We start from the raw sequence: 16,645 nt of genomic DNA, 5'->3' as shown, positions 1-16,645 counted from the left end.
GGATCAGGCTGCCCCCAGCTTCACCAGACCGCTGCGACGGTCCGGCGGAGAAGGCCTTTCACCTCCACTCGATTGCATAGCGCCTCGTGGCGCACACCTGTGACAGCGAAGATGGACCGTTTGCCAGCGAAGTTGGACCGACGCTAGTTTGCGACAGCGAAGTTGGACCGATAGGGCTGTCGTCAGGCGGGGGATGCGGTGGGGGTACTGGCTCATGCGCTGGATCAGGAAGCGCTGACGGGCTTTGAGCTGGACTTCTGTGTCGACGGGGTCCGCCGGCGCGGGCCGCTGCGGGCAAGTTGGGATCTGAGGTTCGAGGCAGCGGAGCCGGTCCGTGAGTTCAGCTGGCACAAGTACGCGCGGGGTTTCGCGGGCTGGTACTACTCGGCGACGGTGAGAGACCACGTCGGCTACGAGTCGTGGCTGGAGCGGGACCGGCTGATCCTGCTGGACCGCGATCCGCAGGTCGCCGCCATCGCCTCGCAGCCGTTCTGGCTTCACTGGCATGACGGGGTCCGATCGCGTCGGCACGCTCCCGACTACTTCGTCCGGCTCGCCGACGGGCGGGGCCGCGTGGTCGATGTCCGCGCCGAGGACGACATGGACGAAGAGACACGGGAGTCCTTCGCCGCGACCGAGCGAGCTTGCTCGGCGGTGGGCTGGGAGTTCGTCTGGGTCGGGCGGCCCGATCCGGTGTTCATGGCGAACGTCCGCTGGCTGCACCGATATCGGCGGAGTCGCTGCGGCCGGCCCGCGGAGGTGGTCGGCCAGTTGCTGGAGGTGTTCCGCGAGCCGAAGGGCTTGTGGGAGGGCGCCGGACAGGTCGGGGACCGGCTGCGGGTGCTGCCGGTGCTTTTCCACCTGTTGTGGTCCGGCGTCTTGGGAACGGACCTGGAGGGCGGCCTGATGGCGACCGACAGCTTGGTCTGGACGGAGGGAAGCGGATGAGCGGGTTGAAGCGGCCGCCGGCGTTGGCGGTTGGCCACAGGATTCGGTTCGAGGGACAGGTCAGGGGGGTTCTCGAGGTCACCGCCCAGGCAGCCGTATTGGAGGACGCGGAGACCCCGCACCGGGTGGTCGCCCTGATCGACCTGTTCGAGGCGGAGGACTTCGAGGTCCTGTTCCAGCCCGAGCGGATGCCGCTGCCCGCGGTCGGGCTGCTGGAGGCGTTCCCGCCCGAGGCGGTGAAGCAGGCGCTGTGGTGGGAGAAGCACATCTTGGAGGTCCTGCACGGGCTCGCGCCGGACGCCGAGCCCGGCACGGAACCGCGGCCGGGCTACGGGCCGGGTTCCTCGGTGACGTCGCGGCAGCGGGTGAAGGCGGCCGAGCTGGCTGCCGCCGGCCACGACGTTGCTGCCCAGACGGTCGGCAACCGGCGCCGCCGCTATCAGGCCGAGGGCCTGGTCGGGCTTGCCGACCGCCGCCCGGTCCGCAAGCGCGCGGAGTTCGGCTCGGTCCCCGAGCCCGTCGTCGAGGCGATGCGCAAGGCGATCAAGGAAGGCGTCGACACCTCGACCCGCAACGGGGCCTATCTGATCTGGCGGACCGGGGAGATCCTGCGGGAATCGGTCGAGGAGCCGGTCGAACTGCCGACCCAGCGGACCCTCTACCGGCTGCTGGAGAAGCTGGCGAAGGGCACACATGCGACTGGCTCGGCCGTGACGCGCCGGTCGAAGGCCCACGGGGCGGCGGCCCCGTTCGGCGAGCTGACGGTGTCGGCTCCGGGCGAGGTGATGCAGATCGACTCCACGCCGCTGGACGTGATGGTCCGCCTCGACAACGGGGTGGTCGGCAAGGTCGAGTTGACCGGGATGATCGACGTCGCCACCCGGACGTTGTCGGCGGCGGTGCTGCGGCCGACGACGAAGTCGGTGGACGCGAGCGTGCTGCTGGCCCGCACCGTCACCCCCGAGCTGATGCGGCCGGGCTGGGTCGACGCGCTGAAGATGTCCCGTTCGGTGCTGCCGCACCGCCGCCTGCTGTCCTTGGACGAGCGGCTGGAGCATGCGGCCGCGAAGCCGGTGATCGTCCCGGAGATGATCGTCTGCGACCACGGCAAGGCGTTCATCTCCCGCAACTTCCGGGCCTCCTGCCGGTTCCTGGAGATCGACTTCCAGCCCACCCACAAGGGGGCGCCCTTCCAGAAGGGCCACATCGAGAAGATGCTGGGCTCGGTTGCCACGATGTTCGCCCAGTTCCTGCCGGGTCACACCGGCCGCAACACCGATCAGCGCGGTCGGCACCCCGAGCAGGAGAACCTGTGGTCGCTGCCCGAGCTGCAGGACCTGCTGGACGAATGGATCGTCGCGCAGTGGCAGAACCGTCCGCATGAGGGCCTGCGCGACCCCGACCACCCGGGGCGGCTGTTCACGCCGAACCAGAAGTACGCCGCCCTGGTCGAGTCCTGCGGCTACGTCCCGGTCGCGCTGAGCGGCCAGGACTACGTCGAGCTGCTGCCCGCGGCCTGGCGGGCCGTCAACTCCTACGGCATCCGGATCAACAACCGCACCTACGACAGCCCCGAACTCGGGCCGATGCGCCTGCGCGACTCCGGCGTCACCGCGAAGCGCGGTCTCTGGGAAGTCCACCGCGACCCCTACGACGCCTCCCGGGTCTGGGTCCGCGACCACCGCGGGGACGGCGGCTGGGTCCAGGCGACCTGGAAGTACTTGAACCGGACACCGGTCCCCTTCGGCGACCTGGCCTGGGACCACGTCAGCCACCAACTGCCCAAGGCCACCGAGGAGGAACTCGCCCAGGCCGTCGCCGACCTGCTGACCCGCGCTCACGCCGGCCCCGACCGGCCCGCCGCGAAGAAGAGGGATCGGAAGGCAGCGCCGGCCAAGGCCGAGCGGCGAGTGGCCGCCCGGACGAAGGCCGCCCCGCCGACCGTTCCCGTCCCGGATCCACGACCGCTACCGCTGCCCGAGGCCGAAGCGCCCGAGGACGACGGCGATCTCGCCGAGGTGATCCCGCTGGGCCTGTTCAATCCGCTCGAAGACCCCTGGGGACGCTCGTGACCACGCTGCCCGCCGACGATTCCGACGAGGACTTCGGACGGCAGTTGACCACCCTGCCGGGCTGGCGCGAGTTCGTCGGCGCGTCCCTGAGCGAGCCCATGGCCGCGCTGACGAAGGCCGAGTACGACGCGCTGGAAGAAGGTGACCAGGATGCCTACGACGATGATCGGCTCGACCACCATGCCCGCCTCCAGGTGGTCGCCACCTCCACGGTCCGTTCCACCGTCACCTGCGGCCGTCGTCTGATCATCCTGAACCGCGGGGCGATCAGCGCTCGCCGCGGCCTGATCGTCTCCGGGCCGGCCAACACCGGCAAGACGATCGCCCTCACCCAGCTCGGCCTGGCCCACGAGTTGCAGGACCGCCGCCGGCACCCGGGACAGGACGACCGCATCCCGGTCATCTACATCACCGTCCCACCGGCCGCGACACCGCGCATGATCGCCGCCGAGTTCGCCCGCTTCCTGGGCCTGCCCGTGCTGAGCCGGGCGAACATCACCGACCTCACCGAGGCCGTCGTCGGTGTCTGCACCAAGGCCCGGACCGGCCTGATCCTGGTCGACGAAATCCACAACATATCCCTGACGACACGTCATGGAGCCGAAGCTTCGGACACGTTGAAGTACTTTTCCGAGCGCATCCCGGCGACGTTCGCCTATGCGGGCATCGACGTCGAGTCGGGGAGTCTGCTGTCCGGCACCCGGGGAGACCAGATCGCCGCCCGGTTCACCCCGATGGCCACCCACCCGTTCCCCTACAACGCCGAGTGGAAGTCCCTGGTCGCGCAGATGGAGGCCAACCTCGTGCTGCACGAGCACAAGCGCGGCACCCTGACCAGCCTGGACCGGTTCATCCACACCCGCACCGGCGGCATGATCGGCACCCTCTCCCACCAGATCCGCGGCGCCGCCGTCGACGCCATCCTCGGCCGGACCGAGAAGATCACCAAGGCGGGCCTGCTGGCCGTCGACCTGGACATCGCCTCTCGCCGCAAGCGCCCGGACGCAGGCCGGTGACCCCGCCGGCCGGGGAAGGCCCCGTCGTCCGGCTGCCGTTCCAAGTCCGTCCGCAGAGCGGTGAAGGCGCCCGCTCGTTCATCCTCCGGCTCGCCCAGGCGAACTGTCTTTCACCCACCTACCTGCGGAAATTCCTCGCGCAGCCGCCCTTGCACCGCGGCACCCCGACCTGGGACCGCATCGCCGCGGTCACCGGACGCGACCCGGTCGAACTGCGGCAGGTCCTGGAGACCATCGAGTGCACGGAGTGCGGAACCCCGATGCGGCCGCTGGCGAGCTTCGGCGTCAAGCCGCGGACCTGCTCGAAGGCATGCCGGCAGAAGCGTTACCGCAAGGGCATCCCGGTGACCGACTGGAAGAAGATCCCCTGCCGCGTCTGCGGGCAGCTGATGCGACTGCGGCTCGGACAACGGCGCCACATGTGCTCATCGCACTGCCGCCGGGTCGCGTTCCAGTTCCGCCAGCGCGGCGAGCCGCTGCCCAGGCCGTCGAAATCCAAGGAGACCTCCGAGCTGGCCGACGGGGACATGCTCACCGGTCTCTGCCCGGTCTGCGAGGGCCCGTTGAACGGACCCACCGGACGGAGGGCGTGCTCGAGACGGTGCAGCGCCAGGATCGCCCACTGGACCCGCAGCCCGCTCCCACCGCCCACGTCCTGCCGCCACTGCCGGGAGCCAGTCCTGCCCAGAGTCGACGGCCGCCCCCGCTACTGGTGCTCGGCCGACTGCAAAGCTCAGGAGCGACGCGAATGGCGGAACCCGGACCCAGGCGCCGTCCAGCTGCAGGAGACCCAACCCGATCCGGTCGAACCCGAATCCGCCGCGGTCCCCGCGAGAACCTGCCAAGCCTGCGAAGGACCCTACTGGCCCCTCAGCGCCAATCCGTGGTGCTCAATCCGCTGTTTCGAGCAGCAGCTCGCGAAGCGCGCTGACCAGCAGAAATGCGGCAGCTGCGGAGCCTCGATGGCGCACCGGAAACCAGTCACAGGCCGCATCTGGTGCTCAACTCCGTGCCGTCAACGAGCAACCCGATGGCGCGCGGAGCTCCGAGCACGCGCGGGCCGCCCCGCACCACAGACGCCCATCCTGCCTACTTGTCGCGGCTGCCACCACACCTACCAGCCACTCAGGCCCAACCCCTGGTGCTCGAACCAGTGCTTCGATCAGACGACTCTCAAGCTGTCTGAACAGGGCGAATGCGCAGCCTGCGGAACCTCGATGGCCCACCGCAAGCCGACCTCCAACACCCGAAAGTGGTGCTCGGGCACCTGCCAGCAGAGGTCGGTCCGCTGGCGCGCAGAACTCCGCGACCGCGCAGCCCAAGCCATCGTCAATCCATCTTCACTGTCACAAACCATGCAGTGATCCAACTTCGATGACACAAACAGCGATCAGTCCAACTTCGGTGGCAAACGGTCCAGCTTGGCTGTCACAGGTCAGGCGGACCGTGTCGGGGAGCGTTGACGAGCGACAGTCACCGATATATCGTCGAGATATCGAGACAGTTACTCGACGACTGTCCGGACAGACCGGGAGGTGGGCGCGATGCGCTCAGGGAGGCGATTTCGTGAGGAGGGCCCGCGCGGCGGACGGCGCCGTGGACCGGGCCCGGAGTTCGGGGGGATGCCCGGGGAGGGGTTCGAGGGCCGGGAGGCGTTCGGCTCCTTCGGGCCGCTGTTCGGCGGGGGCGGTCCGGGCCGTCCGGTCGGCGGGCCGTTCGGTCACGGCTTCGGCGGGCACGGCGGGCGCGGGCACGGTCCGCGTGGCCGGCGCGGCGGACGGGCCCGGCGCGGGGACGTCCGGGCGTCGCTGCTGGCGCTGCTCAAGGAACGGCCGATGCACGGCTACGAGATGATCGCGGAGATCACCGAGCGGACCGGCGGGGCCTGGCGGCCGAGCCCGGGCTCGATCTACCCCAACCTCCAGCTGCTGGAGGAGGAGGGTCTGATCACCGCCGAGGAGGTCGGTGGCAAGCGACTGGTCTCGCTCACCGAGGCCGGCCGGGCCCAGGCCGAGGCGGGGCCCGCCGAGCCGTGGGCGGAGGCCGGCCGCGAGGTCGACTGGGAGGCCGTCCAGGAGGTCGATCAGGCGCTCGGCGCGGTCGACCACGCGATCCGGCAGGTCATGGCGACCGGCACCGAGGCGCAGCGCGCCAAGGGTCTGGCCGTGCTCAACGAGGCCCGCAAGAAGCTGTATCTGATCCTTGCCGAGGACGCCTGAGCCGAGGACGCGTGACCGGTCGGGGCGAGCGGGTGGGCGGTGCCGCCGCTCAGGGGCGGATGGCGAACAGCCCCAGGCACACGAGCAGCAGCACCGCCCAGCCGAACCAGAGCCAGCCGTCCGATCCGAAGGCGGCGCAGTAGGCGCCGACCACCACCAGCAGCGCGGAGGTCAGCCAGACCGCCTGCCGGTTGCGGCGCGTCGCAGCCCGGGGTGTCGCCCTGGGGCGGGGGTGTCGTACGGTCTTCGCCATCGCCGTCCTCCCGGGGGGAGCGGCGGTCACCCGGAGGCGCGGTCGGTGGCCGCCTCGTCGAACTCGTAGCGCCAGAACCAGCCGGCACCCCGCTGCTGCTTGGCCCTGACGTACACCAGTGTGCGCGCCGGACTGTCCCCGTGCGAGGGAACCGGCACCTTGTACGTCCTGGGCACGCCGTACATCGGCCCCAGGGGGATCGGCAGGATCCGGCCGTCCAGGGGGCCGCCGACGAATTCGGTGTCCGCGCTCTTCACTCCACCAGGGTCTCACCTCGCCGCGATTCCCCCGGCGGCCCGGGTCGGCGAGGGGGAGGGGTGGTGGCGGGCCGGTGGCGGGAGTGTGACCGGAGAGGCACCGCCCCCGGTCATCCGCAGGCCCCGCGCACCCTTATCCTTCCTGTACGCCCTCGGGGTTCACCCGGGTCAGCGGGCCTGTACGGGCCGGGTGAGGCGCACATCGGCGCGCCCGCCGAGGCGCAGCCTGCGTGCTGCCGCGACTCCGTACCGTGACCCGGCGTCGGCCGTCCGGCAACCCCGGGCACTGGTCGGCAGGGCGCGGACGACAGGGCCGAGCACCACCCCGGGAAGCAGCGGGGGGCGCCGTGCGTTGCGTCCAGTGGTACGTCGAATGCTGTGTCACACCAGGCATGGCAGTGCGCGGAAGGGGCCCGATGGAAGCCGGCAGCAGGTGGACGACCTGGTGGCAGAAGCGTGAGCGGCAGCGGGCCCGGTCGGGTGACGTGGACAGCCCCGCCGCCAGACTGGACCAGCTGCTCGGCGCCGTACGCGCCGGTTTCCCGCTCGCACCCGCCGCGCATCCGGCCGGCTACCGGTGTTCCTGTGACCGGGTGGCCTGCCCGGCCCCCGCCCAGCACCCGGTCTCCTTCGCCTGGCAGACCCAGGCGACCACCGACCCGGAGCAGCTCGCCCGCTGGCTCTCCCGCGACCCGCGGGCCAACTTCGTCACCGCCACCGGCCGCGCCCACGACGTGCTGGACGTGTCGGCCGAGGCCGGCCGGCTCGCCCTGGAGCGGCTCGCCGCGCTGGGCGTCGAGGGCCCGGTGGCCGCCGTCGGCGAGGACCGCTACCTCTTCTTCACCGCCACCAGGGGCACCCCGGTCGACGAGGACGAGTGGTGGCCGAGCGCGCTGGACTCCACGCCGGACACCATGTCCGAGCACCCCGGTCTGCGCTGGCACTGCCGCGGCTCGTACACCCTGCTGCCGCCCGCCGCGCTGCCGGACGGCTCCGAGGTGCGCTGGCTGCGCGGGCCCGAGCAGCCCCTGCCGGACCCACTGCGCGTCCTGGACGTGCTGACCGACGCCTGCACCGAGGTGGGCGCGGTCGCCGAGGAGCAGTGGCTCATCGGCTGAGGCCCGCGCCCACCTGGGCCGCCGCGACGGCCACGGCTACGGTCGCCGCGACGGCTACGGCAGGGTGAGGATCTCCGCGCCGTCGGCCGTGACCACCAGCGTGTGCTCGAACTGGGCGGTGCGCTTGCGGTCCTTGGTGACGACCGTCCAGCCGTCCGCCCAGATCTCGTAGTCGTAGGTGCCCAGGGTCAGCATCGGCTCGATGGTGAACGTCATCCCGCGCTTGATCACCTCGGTGGCCCGCTCGCTGTCGTAGTGCGGGATGATCAGGCCGGAGTGGAACGACGTGTTGATGCCGTGCCCGGTGAAGTCCCGTACCACGCCGTAGTCGAAACGCTTGGCGTAGGACTCGATGACCCGCCCGATCACGTTGATCTGGCGGCCTGGCTTGACCGCCTTGATGGCCCGGTTGAGCGCCTCCCGGGTGCGCTCGACCAGCAGCCGGGACTCCTCGTCCACATCGCCGCACAGATAGGTGGCGTTGAGGTCGCCGTGCACCCCGTGGATGTACGCGGTGGCGTCGATGTTGACGATGTCACCGTCCTGGAGGACGGTCGAGTCCGGGATGCCGTGGCAGATCACCTCGTTGATCGAGGTGCAGACCGACTTGGGGAAGCCCCGGTAGCCGAGGTCGGACGGGTAGGCGCCGTGGTCGCACATGTAGGTGTGGGCGACGGCGTCCAGCGCGTCCGTGGTGACGCCCGGCGCGATCAGCTTCGCGGCCTCCTCCATCGCCCGCGCGGCGATCCGGCTCGCGATCCGCATCTTCTCGATGGTCTCGTCGGTCTGCACCTCGGGCCCGGTGTAGGGCGTCGGTGCGGGCCGGCCGACGTACTCGGGGCGGGCGATGTGCGCCGGGACCTTGCGGGTGGGGGACTGGATGCCGGGTACGAGAGCCATGGCCGCGAGTCTAGCCGCCGGGCCGGACCCGGCCGGGGGTGTGCGGGACAGGTGGGGCCGGGGAATGATCGGTATGACGCATCCGTCGACGGGAGTGACCACCATGCCCCTGGGATTCCATCGCAAGCCGACCGGCAAGCCCGGCGAATGGTTCTACTGCATCAAGCACGCCAAGGTGGAGGAGGGGCCGGAATGCCCCGCCAAGGACCGCCTCGGCCCGTACGCCAGCCGCGAGGAGGCGGCCCACGCGCTGGAGATCGCCGACGAGCGCAACCGCGAGTGGACCAGTGACCAGCGCTGGAACGACAAGCCCGCGGACGGCGACGCGCGGTAGCCGGCCCGGCCTCAGGCGGCCGGCCCGGCGGCGGCCGCCCCCTGCCCGTCCTGCTCACGCTCCGACCTCTCGGCCTTCTCGTGTTCGGCGCGGACGGCGGCCGCGTGCGGGTCGGTGCGGTCGTCGTAGGCCAGCAGGCTGGGCAGGGCGGCGGCGAGGGCGAGCACACCCACCACGCACGCGATCCCGCCGGCCCAGACCGAGGCGCGGACGCCGACCAGCCCCGCCATGCCGCCGGCCCGGACCTGTCCGAGCTGCGGGCCGATCGAGTAGCTGAGCAGCTCCACCCCGGCCATCCGGCCGCGCACCCCGTCGGGGATGGACTGGTTCCACATGGTGGAGCGGGCGATGCCGCTGATCTGGTCGGCGCCGCCGGCCAGGGCCAGACAGAGCAGCACCGGCCAGACGCTGCCGGACAGCCCGGCCAGGGCCATCGCCGTGCCCCAGACGAGCGCCGCGACCACCAGCAGCCGGCCGTGCCGGTGGATCCGTGAAGTCCACCCGCTGGTCGCCGAGACCAGCAGCGCGCCGACCGCCTCGGCGGCGTACATCGGGCCGAGCGCCCAGTCCGCGCCCAGCTCCGAGGCGAGGAACGGGAAGATCGCCACCGGGAAGGCGAACAGCATCGCGCAGGTGTCGATGGCGTAGGTGCCCAGCAGGTCCTTGCGGCTCCAGGCGTACCGCACCCCGGTGAGGACGGCCCGGACGGAAGGCTTCTCGGCGCCGGTGGGCGGCGGCACCGCGCGGATCCGGGCGAGCAGCAGCAGCGAGGCACCGAAGGTCAGCGCGTCCAGCGCGTACGCGGTCTGCACCCCGGCGAACGCCACGATGATCCCGGCCAGCGCCGGGCCGATCACCGAACCGGCGTTGCGGTACAGGGAGTTGAGCGCGAAGGCGGCGGTCAGCTGGTCGTGCGGGACGATCCGCGGGGTGAGCGAGTCCAGCGCCGGGCGCTGGAGGCCGTCGGCGGCGGCGACCAGCGCGGCCACCAGGTAGACGGGCCAGAGCAGCGGGGTCGGCAGCAGCGCGTTGAGCAGCAGCAGACCGGTGAGCAGGGCGAGCCCGGCCTCGGAGAACAGCACCAGCCGGCGGCGGTCCAGCGCGTCGGCGAGGGCGCCGCCCCAGAGCCCGAAGACGATCAGCGGCACCAGTTCGAAGGCGCCGACCAGACCCACCGCGAAGGACGAGCCGGTGAGCTCCTTGATCTGCATCGGCACCGCGACATACGTCAGATAGCTGCCGAGGCTGGTGACGCACCCGGAGAGCCAGAGCAGCCGGAAGTCCGGTGAGGAGTGCCAGGGGGCCAGGTCGGGGCGGAGGGAACGCAGGAGCGTCCGCAGCCGTCCGTGCGGGGGTGGTTCGGCGTCGTTCACGAACGAACATCCTCGGCCGCCCGTGCCCGCCGCCGCAACGGGTTTTTCCCGCCGGGAGCGGTCGTCGGCGGGCCGGTGCGGTGCCGGTGCCGGGGGCCGTCGGCGGGCCGGGCCCGCGGTTCACCAGCGGCTGATCGCGGGCCCGGCGGTGAGCCGCCCGGCGAGGTCGGCCAGCCGGCCGAGGGCGGAGCGGCGGGCCGCCGGCCGCCCGGCGGCGGCGCTGACCAGGTGCTGGGCGAGGTCGAACGGCTCCTCCTCGGCCGTTCCGACCGCCAGCCGCTCGTGCGCGAGGCCCGCCAGCTCACCGGCGGCGGCGGGACCGGCGCCCTCCAGCGCGAGCACCGTCGCGCCCTGGCGGCGGGCGTCCTGCACCCGCTCCAGCAGCGGTTCGCCGGCCGTCGCCGGGGCCACCACCAGCACCGTGGCGCCGCGCCCGGCCCCGGTGAGCCGCCCCAGGTCCTGCGCCAGATGGGCCGGGGCCCGGGCCGGCACCCGGTGGCGCAGCAGGGTCGGCGCCAGCCGGGGGACGTCCGACCAGGCGGCCTCGTCCCGCAGATGGGCGGCCAGGTGCCAGGGCTCGTACGCCTCGGTGCCGACCAGCAGAAGTTCGCCCGCACCGCGCCGGGAGACCGCGTGCCGCAGCGAGCCGGCGAAGCCGCCGACCGCCTCCAGCCAGCCCGTTCCCGCCAGGCGCTCCCCGAGTGCCGAAACTCTCACCGCGTCCATGCGGCCCAGAATGCCGCGCGGGACCGGGTGTTTGACAGGATCGGCCCATGACTTCCCTCGATTCAGCGACAAACCCGGCCCATGAGCTGCCGGACGTCTCGCAGCTGGTGGTCGGTGTCCTCGGCGGCACCGGCGACCAGGGGCGGGGGCTGGCCCACCGGCTCGCCAAGGCCGGCCAGCAGGTGATCATCGGCTCCCGGCACGCGGCCCGCGCGGAGGCCTCGGCCGCCGAACTCGGCCTCGGCGTCCGCGGCGCCGACAACGCGGCCACCGCGCGCGACAGCGACATCGTGATCGTCGCGGTGCCGTGGGACGGTCACGCCGCCACCCTCTCCGCCCTGCGCGAGGAGCTGGCCGGCAAGATCGTGGTGGACTGCGTCAACCCGCTCGGCTTCGACAAGCAGGGCGCGTACGCGCTGGTGCCGGAGGAGGGCAGCGCCGCCCAGCAGGCCGCCGCCCTGCTGCCGGACTCCCGGGTCACCGCCGCCTTCCACCACCTCTCGGCGGTGCTGCTCCAGGACGAGTCGGTGGAGCGGATCGACACCGATGTGATGGTGCTCGGCGACGAGCGCGCCGCCACCGACGTCGTACAGGCGCTGGCCGGCCGGATCCCGGGGATGCGCGGCATCTTCGCGGGCCGGCTGCGCAACGCCCACCAGGTGGAGTCGCTGGTGGCGAACCTGATCTCGGTCAACCGCCGTTACAAGGCGCACGCGGGCCTGCGGATCACCGACGTGTGACACCCCCGGCGCCGGCCTCACCCCTGGACCGCGTCCGGAGGTGAGGTCGGCGACAATGGGGGCCGACCGTTTCCGGCCCTAGGAGCCCTTCGCCATGCCCCGCACGTCCCGCTACGCCCTGATCGTCGTCGTTCTCGCGGTCGCCGCCGCCGTGGTCTCCCTGGTGCAGGGCTTCTGGCTGGGCCTGATCTGGATCCCGCTGGCGGGCGTGGCCAGCAACGTCCTGTGGCTGAACCTGCGCCGGGCGAAGCTGGCGAAGGCCGCGGCCGAGCGCGCCTGAGGCCCCGCGCCCAGGCCCCGGCGCGCTGGTTCCTACCGAAACGCGCTAGTTCTTCCAGAAGGTGAACAGCTCCCGGCCGAACACCGCGTACGCCCGGTCGACGCCGAACACGTCCATCAGACCGTAGACGGCGTCGAAGAAGAAACGGTTCACCTCCGGCTGCCACAGCAGGGCGAACACGGCCAGCATCCCGTACGGCGCGAACGGCTCGACCGCGCGCCTGGTCCCGTAGGAGAGCCAGGGCTCGATGATCCCGTAGCCGTCCAGACCGGGCACCGGCAGCAGGTTCAGCAGGGCCGCGCTCAGCTGCAGCATGCCGAGGAAGCCCAGCGCCAGGGCGAGCGGCGAGACGGCCAGCTCCTGGCCGTGCCAGACGGCGTGCACCTTCGGGTCGTCCAGCCAGCCCGCGCCGACCGGGACCAGCAGCAGGGCCGCGCAGACCACGTTGACCAGCGGGCCGGCCGCCGAGATCAGGCTGTGCTTGAGCCGCCCGCTGATCCGGTGCCGCTCGATCCAGACCGAACCACCGGGCAGGCCGATGCCGCCGAGGATCACGAAGACGATCGGCAGGACGAAGCTGAGCAGCACGTTCGCGTACTTGAGCGGGTTGAGCGTCAGATAGCCCTTGGCGCCGACGGTGAGGTCGCCGCCGTGCATCGCGGTGCGCGCGTGCGCGTACTCGTGCAGGCAGAGCGAGACCATCCAGCCCGCCACCACGAACAGGAAGACGCCGAACGAGGCGTTCCCGTAACCCGCGTAGACGGCCCAGCCGGACGTGCCCAGGATCGCGAGGAGCGCCCAGAACACCGGACTGATCCGGCGCTCCTCGCTGCGTGAGCGCTGCGTTGCGGCGAAGGTCATGGTGTGGGTGCTCCGGGAGTGTCGGGGGTGCGGGCAGAGGACCGATCATGCCGGGCGGGCCCGTCGCCGGACAAGCCGTCCCAGGTGAACGTACGGCAGCCCGGTCCCGGTTCCGGACGGGGACAAATGTGCGTGCGCACCGGCGGGCATCGACCAGAATGGGCGGGTGCACTACGGCATCCTCGGAACCACCACGGCCCACCATGACGACGGCACGCCCGTCCCGCTCGGCGGAGCCCGGCTGCGGGCGCTGCTCACCGCGCTGGCCCTGCGGCAGGGGCGGCCGGTCCCGGCCGACCTGCTGGTGGACGAGGTGTGGGACGCCGAACCGCCGCAGGACTCCTCCGCCGCGCTGCAGACCCTGGTCGGCCGGCTGCGGCGCACCATCGGCCGCGCCGAGGTCGGCTCCGGCCCGGCCGGCTACTGGCTCACCGACCCGCGGACCGACCTGGCCGAGTTCCAGCGGCTCTCCACCGAGGGCCGCCGGGCCCTGGAGAACGGCGACCACCCGCTGGCCGCCGAGCGGCTGCGGGCCGCCCTGGCGCTCTGGCGCGGCCCCGCCCTGGCCGACCTGCCCGACCGCGGCGGCCCCGCCACCCGGCTGGAGGCGCAGCGCGACGAGGCCTGCCGGCACCGCATCACCGCCGACCTCGGCCTCGGCCGGGCCGCCGACCTCACCGCGGAGCTGGCCGAGCTGTGCGAGCGGCAGCCGCTGGACGAGTCGCTGCAGTACCTGATGGTCCGGGCGCTGCACGAGAGCGGCCGCACCGCCGAGGCGCTGCGCCACTACGAACGGACCAGGCGCGCCCTGGCGGACGAGCTCGGTGCCGACCCGGGCCGCCGGCTCCAGCTGCTCCACGCCGAGCTGCTGGCCCCGGCGGACCGGCCCGAGCAGCCCGCGGCCCCCGTGCGGCCCGGGCCGCCGCCGGAGGCGCCCCCGGCCCGCAGCGCGGGCAATCTGCGCGGCCGGCTCACCAGCTTCGTCGGCCGGGAGAGCGATCTCGCCGCCCTGCGCGCCACCCTGACGGGCAGTCGGCTGGTCACCCTGACCGGTCCCGGCGGCTCCGGCAAGACCAGGCTCTCGGTCGAGGCCGGCCGGGCCGAACAGGCCGCCGGGTCCTGGCCGGACGGCGTCTGGCTGGCCGAGCTCGCCCCGCTGGAGAGCCCGGCCGCCGTCCCGGCCGCGGTGGTCTCCGCGCTCGGCCTGCGCGAGACCCTCCTGCACACCGGCGGCATGGTCGCCGAGGTGATCGAGCCCCGTACCGACGACCCGGTCCGCCGGCTGGTCGAGCACTGCGGCCGCCGCCGGATGCTGCTCGTCCTGGACAACTGCGAGCACCTGGTCCAGGCCGCCGCCGACCTGGCCGACCGGCTGCTCGCCGAGTGCCCCGGCCTGACCGTGCTCGCCACCAGCCGCGAGCCGCTCGGTGTCCCCGGTGAGACCGTCCTGCCGGTCGAGCCGCTGCCCGACCCGGTGGCCCTGCGCCTGCTCGCCGAGCGCGCCGCCGCCGCCCGCCCGGGCTTCGACCCGCGGCGCGAACCGGAGGCCTGCGCCGAGATCTGCCACCGGCTGGACGGCCTGCCGCTGGCCATCGAACTGGCCGCCGCCCGGCTGCGGGTGATGACGGCCCGCCAGATCGCCGACCGCCTGGACGGCCGGTTCGCCCTGCTCACCGCCGGCAGCCGCACCCTGCTGCCGCGCCAGCAGACCCTGCGCGCGGTGGTCGACTGGAGCTGGGACCTGCTCGGCAAGCGCGAACGGGCGGTTCTGCGTCGGCTGTCGGTGTTCGCCGGCGGCTGGACGCTGGAGGACGCCGAGGCGATCTGCGCCGACGACGCCGACGTCCCCCGCGAGGAGGTCGCCGACCTGCTGCTCTCGCTGGTCGACAAGTCCCTGCTGGTCGCCGACCTCGGCGGGGGCGGACCGCCGCGCTACCGGATGCTGGAGACCATCCACGAGTACGCCGTCGAGCGGCTGGCCGGGGCGGCCGAGCGGGACGAGACCGAACGCCGCCACGTCGCGCACTTCCGCGCGCTGGTGTGCGCCGCCGAGGAGCGCATCCACGGGCCGGAGCAGCTGGACTGGCTGGCGGTGCTGGAGCGCGAGCAGGACAACATCCGGGCCGCGCTGCGTCGCGCGGTGGACCGCGGCGACGAGCAGGAGGGCCTGGCCCTCGCGCTCGGCATGAGCTGGTACTGGTCGCTGCGCGGCTTCAGCCTGGAGGCCCGGGGCTGGTACGACGCGGTGGCGGCGCTCGGCCCGGACCCGTTCGCCCCGGACGCCCCGCCGCCGGTGCCGCTGGACCGGCACGTGCTGGCGTACGGCCTGCCGATGCCCGAGGGGGTCGCGGCGGAGACCCGCCGGATGGTCGCGATGTACCGGCTGGTCGGCCTGTTCGAGGGGAACCTGGAGGTCCTGGGGGACCAGGAGGCGATAGCCATCTCGCAGCGCATGATCGACGTGTACACCCCGGAGCTGCCGCAGGGGTACCGGTTCCCCGGGCTGATGCGGGTGTTCGGGGCCTTCCTGGTCGGCCGGCTGGACCTGATGAAGGAGCTCCTGGAGGACGCGGTGGAGGGCTGCCGGGTCCACGGCGGGCCCGGTGACCTGGCGTTCATCCTGCAGGTCCGGGCCAAGGTGATGAACGACTGGCCGGGCGGCCTCGAACAGAGCGTCCGGGACGGCGAGGAGTCGCTGGAGCTGTACCGCCGGAGCAGCGACCTCTGGGGGATGTCCCAGGCCTACGCGGCCCGGGGCGAGTCGATGGCCAACCAGGGCCGGTCGCGGGAGGCCGCCGACGCGTACCGGCGGGCGATCGAGCTGGCCGAGGAGCTGGGCGCCCCGCAGGAGGTGCCGATGCTGCGGGTGCATCTGGGCAGTGCGCTGCTGGAGGAGAGCCTCGACGAGGGCGAACGGGTCATCCGGGCGGCCCTCGCCTCCATCGACGGGCCCGGGCCCAACCAGGCCGCCAACGGCGCGCTCCTCTTCGGCCGTCTGATGCTCTGTGGGATCCATGCCCAGCGCGGCGAGTACGAGCAGGCGCTGGCCGAACTGGAGCTGCTGGACCAGGGCCAGGTCGGCGCGTTCGCCCCCGGCCTGGTCGGCGGGCTGCTGACGACCACCCGGGGCTGGATCCTGGCCCGGGCCGGCGATCCCGAGCAGGGGCTCGAACTGCTCCGGCGAGGGCGGTCGTTGCTGAGCTCGATGCACACCGCCAGCGGCTTCGGCGAGCACATGACGGTCATGGTGGCGCCCGCGGCCGTCGGCGTGCTGCAGGCCTTCGCCGAGCGCGACGGCGATCCGGAACCGGCCCGCCGGGCCGCGGTACTGCTGGGTGCGCACGCCGGGCTGAACGGTCCGAAGGGCAGCTACCTGGACCGCCGGGAGCGGGAGCGCGCCGAGGAAGGGCTGCGCGCCCTGCTCGGGGACGAGGGTTACGAGGCGGCGCTCGCCGAGGGCCACGGCCTCACCCCGGTGCAGACCGCCGAGCTGCTGGACCGGCTGGTCGTCCCGCCCACGGGCTGACCGGCCGTCCGCTCCCGGCCGC

15 protein-coding genes are annotated in these 16,645 nt (G+C 72.8%); 9 read left to right on the top strand and 6 right to left on the bottom strand.

The window, feature by feature from the left end:
• Positions 1 to 207: 207 nt before the first annotated feature.
• From ACIP82_RS36120 to ACIP82_RS36105, 4 genes are all read left to right on the top strand, one after another.
• Positions 208 to 948, top strand: a complete 741-nt coding sequence (locus tag ACIP82_RS36120; protein WP_400659772.1) for a TnsA-like heteromeric transposase endonuclease subunit — start codon at positions 208 to 210, stop codon at positions 946 to 948.
• Complete coding sequence (locus ACIP82_RS36115; RefSeq protein WP_400659769.1) at positions 945 to 3,020, top strand: Mu transposase C-terminal domain-containing protein; 2,076 nt, start codon at positions 945 to 947, stop codon at positions 3,018 to 3,020. Before ACIP82_RS36120 ends, ACIP82_RS36115 begins: the two co-directional genes overlap by 4 nt.
• The gene (locus tag ACIP82_RS36110) at positions 3,017 to 4,036 is read left to right on the top strand and encodes a TniB family NTP-binding protein (RefSeq protein ID WP_400659766.1); all 1,020 of its coding nucleotides are present in this window, start codon (positions 3,017 to 3,019) and stop codon (positions 4,034 to 4,036) included. Before ACIP82_RS36115 ends, ACIP82_RS36110 begins: the two co-directional genes overlap by 4 nt.
• Before the next feature lie 1,622 nt (positions 4,037 to 5,658).
• Positions 5,659 to 6,255, top strand: coding sequence for a PadR family transcriptional regulator (locus ACIP82_RS36105; protein WP_400659763.1), 597 nt, complete (start codon positions 5,659 to 5,661; stop codon positions 6,253 to 6,255).
• Between the two features lie 49 nt (positions 6,256 to 6,304).
• Here the strand turns inward: ACIP82_RS36105 and ACIP82_RS36100 are convergent, their stop codons facing one another.
• Positions 6,305 to 6,508 carry a hypothetical protein gene (locus tag ACIP82_RS36100; RefSeq protein WP_363610111.1) on the bottom strand — a complete coding sequence of 68 codons (204 nt, stop codon included), beginning with the start codon at positions 6,506 to 6,508 and terminating at the stop codon, positions 6,305 to 6,307.
• 26 nt (positions 6,509 to 6,534) lie between these two features.
• Positions 6,535 to 6,765 carry a hypothetical protein gene (locus ACIP82_RS36095; RefSeq protein WP_363610005.1) on the bottom strand — a complete coding sequence of 77 codons (231 nt, stop codon included), beginning with the start codon at positions 6,763 to 6,765 and terminating at the stop codon, positions 6,535 to 6,537.
• A 416-nt stretch (positions 6,766 to 7,181) separates the two neighbouring features.
• Here ACIP82_RS36095 and ACIP82_RS36090 point away from each other — a divergent pair, with 416 nt between their 5' ends.
• Positions 7,182 to 7,883, top strand: a complete 702-nt coding sequence (locus ACIP82_RS36090) for a bifunctional DNA primase/polymerase (protein WP_363610003.1) — start codon at positions 7,182 to 7,184, stop codon at positions 7,881 to 7,883.
• Between the two features lie 54 nt (positions 7,884 to 7,937).
• Here ACIP82_RS36090 and map read toward each other — a convergent pair whose 3' ends face one another.
• The gene (map, locus tag ACIP82_RS36085) at positions 7,938 to 8,783 is read right to left on the bottom strand and encodes a type I methionyl aminopeptidase (protein WP_363610001.1); all 846 of its coding nucleotides are present in this window, start codon (positions 8,781 to 8,783) and stop codon (positions 7,938 to 7,940) included.
• 103 nt (positions 8,784 to 8,886) lie between these two features.
• Here map and ACIP82_RS36080 point away from each other — a divergent pair, with 103 nt between their 5' ends.
• On the top strand, positions 8,887 to 9,117 hold the full coding sequence (locus ACIP82_RS36080; protein ID WP_363609999.1) for a hypothetical protein: 231 nt from the start codon (positions 8,887 to 8,889) through the stop codon (positions 9,115 to 9,117).
• An 11-nt stretch (positions 9,118 to 9,128) separates the two neighbouring features.
• On the opposite strand, the gene ACIP82_RS36075 is transcribed toward ACIP82_RS36080, so the two are convergent.
• The gene (locus ACIP82_RS36075; protein ID WP_363609997.1) at positions 9,129 to 10,490 is read right to left on the bottom strand and encodes an MFS transporter; all 1,362 of its coding nucleotides are present in this window, start codon (positions 10,488 to 10,490) and stop codon (positions 9,129 to 9,131) included.
• A gap of 120 nt (positions 10,491 to 10,610) precedes the next feature.
• Entirely contained in the window at positions 10,611 to 11,216 is a 606-nt protein-coding gene (locus ACIP82_RS36070; protein WP_363609995.1) for a hypothetical protein, read from the bottom strand.
• 47 nt (positions 11,217 to 11,263) lie between these two features.
• On the opposite strand from ACIP82_RS36070, the gene npdG reads away from it, so the two are divergent.
• Together npdG and ACIP82_RS36060 are read left to right on the top strand one after the other, a co-directional pair.
• A complete protein-coding gene (gene npdG / locus ACIP82_RS36065; RefSeq protein WP_363609993.1) occupies positions 11,264 to 11,956 on the top strand; it encodes an NADPH-dependent F420 reductase in 693 nt (230 codons plus the stop codon).
• 94 nt (positions 11,957 to 12,050) lie between these two features.
• The gene (locus tag ACIP82_RS36060; protein WP_363609991.1) at positions 12,051 to 12,236 is read left to right on the top strand and encodes a hypothetical protein; all 186 of its coding nucleotides are present in this window, start codon (positions 12,051 to 12,053) and stop codon (positions 12,234 to 12,236) included.
• A 45-nt stretch (positions 12,237 to 12,281) separates the two neighbouring features.
• Here ACIP82_RS36060 and ACIP82_RS36055 read toward each other — a convergent pair whose 3' ends face one another.
• Entirely contained in the window at positions 12,282 to 13,097 is an 816-nt protein-coding gene (locus tag ACIP82_RS36055; protein ID WP_363609989.1) for a site-2 protease family protein, read from the bottom strand.
• 166 nt (positions 13,098 to 13,263) lie between these two features.
• Between ACIP82_RS36055 and ACIP82_RS36050 the strand changes: the two genes are divergently transcribed.
• Positions 13,264 to 16,623: an AfsR/SARP family transcriptional regulator gene (locus ACIP82_RS36050; RefSeq protein WP_400659756.1), complete on the top strand. Its 3,360-nt coding sequence runs from the start codon at positions 13,264 to 13,266 to the stop codon at positions 16,621 to 16,623.
• Positions 16,624 to 16,645 lie beyond the last annotated feature (22 nt).

Source organism: Kitasatospora sp. NPDC088548 (assembly GCF_044753005.1).
Lineage (GTDB): Bacteria > Actinomycetota > Actinomycetes > Streptomycetales > Streptomycetaceae > Kitasatospora.
The sequence above is the reverse complement of the archived record's forward strand: the minus strand, read 5'-3'. Positions and strand labels throughout refer to the sequence as shown.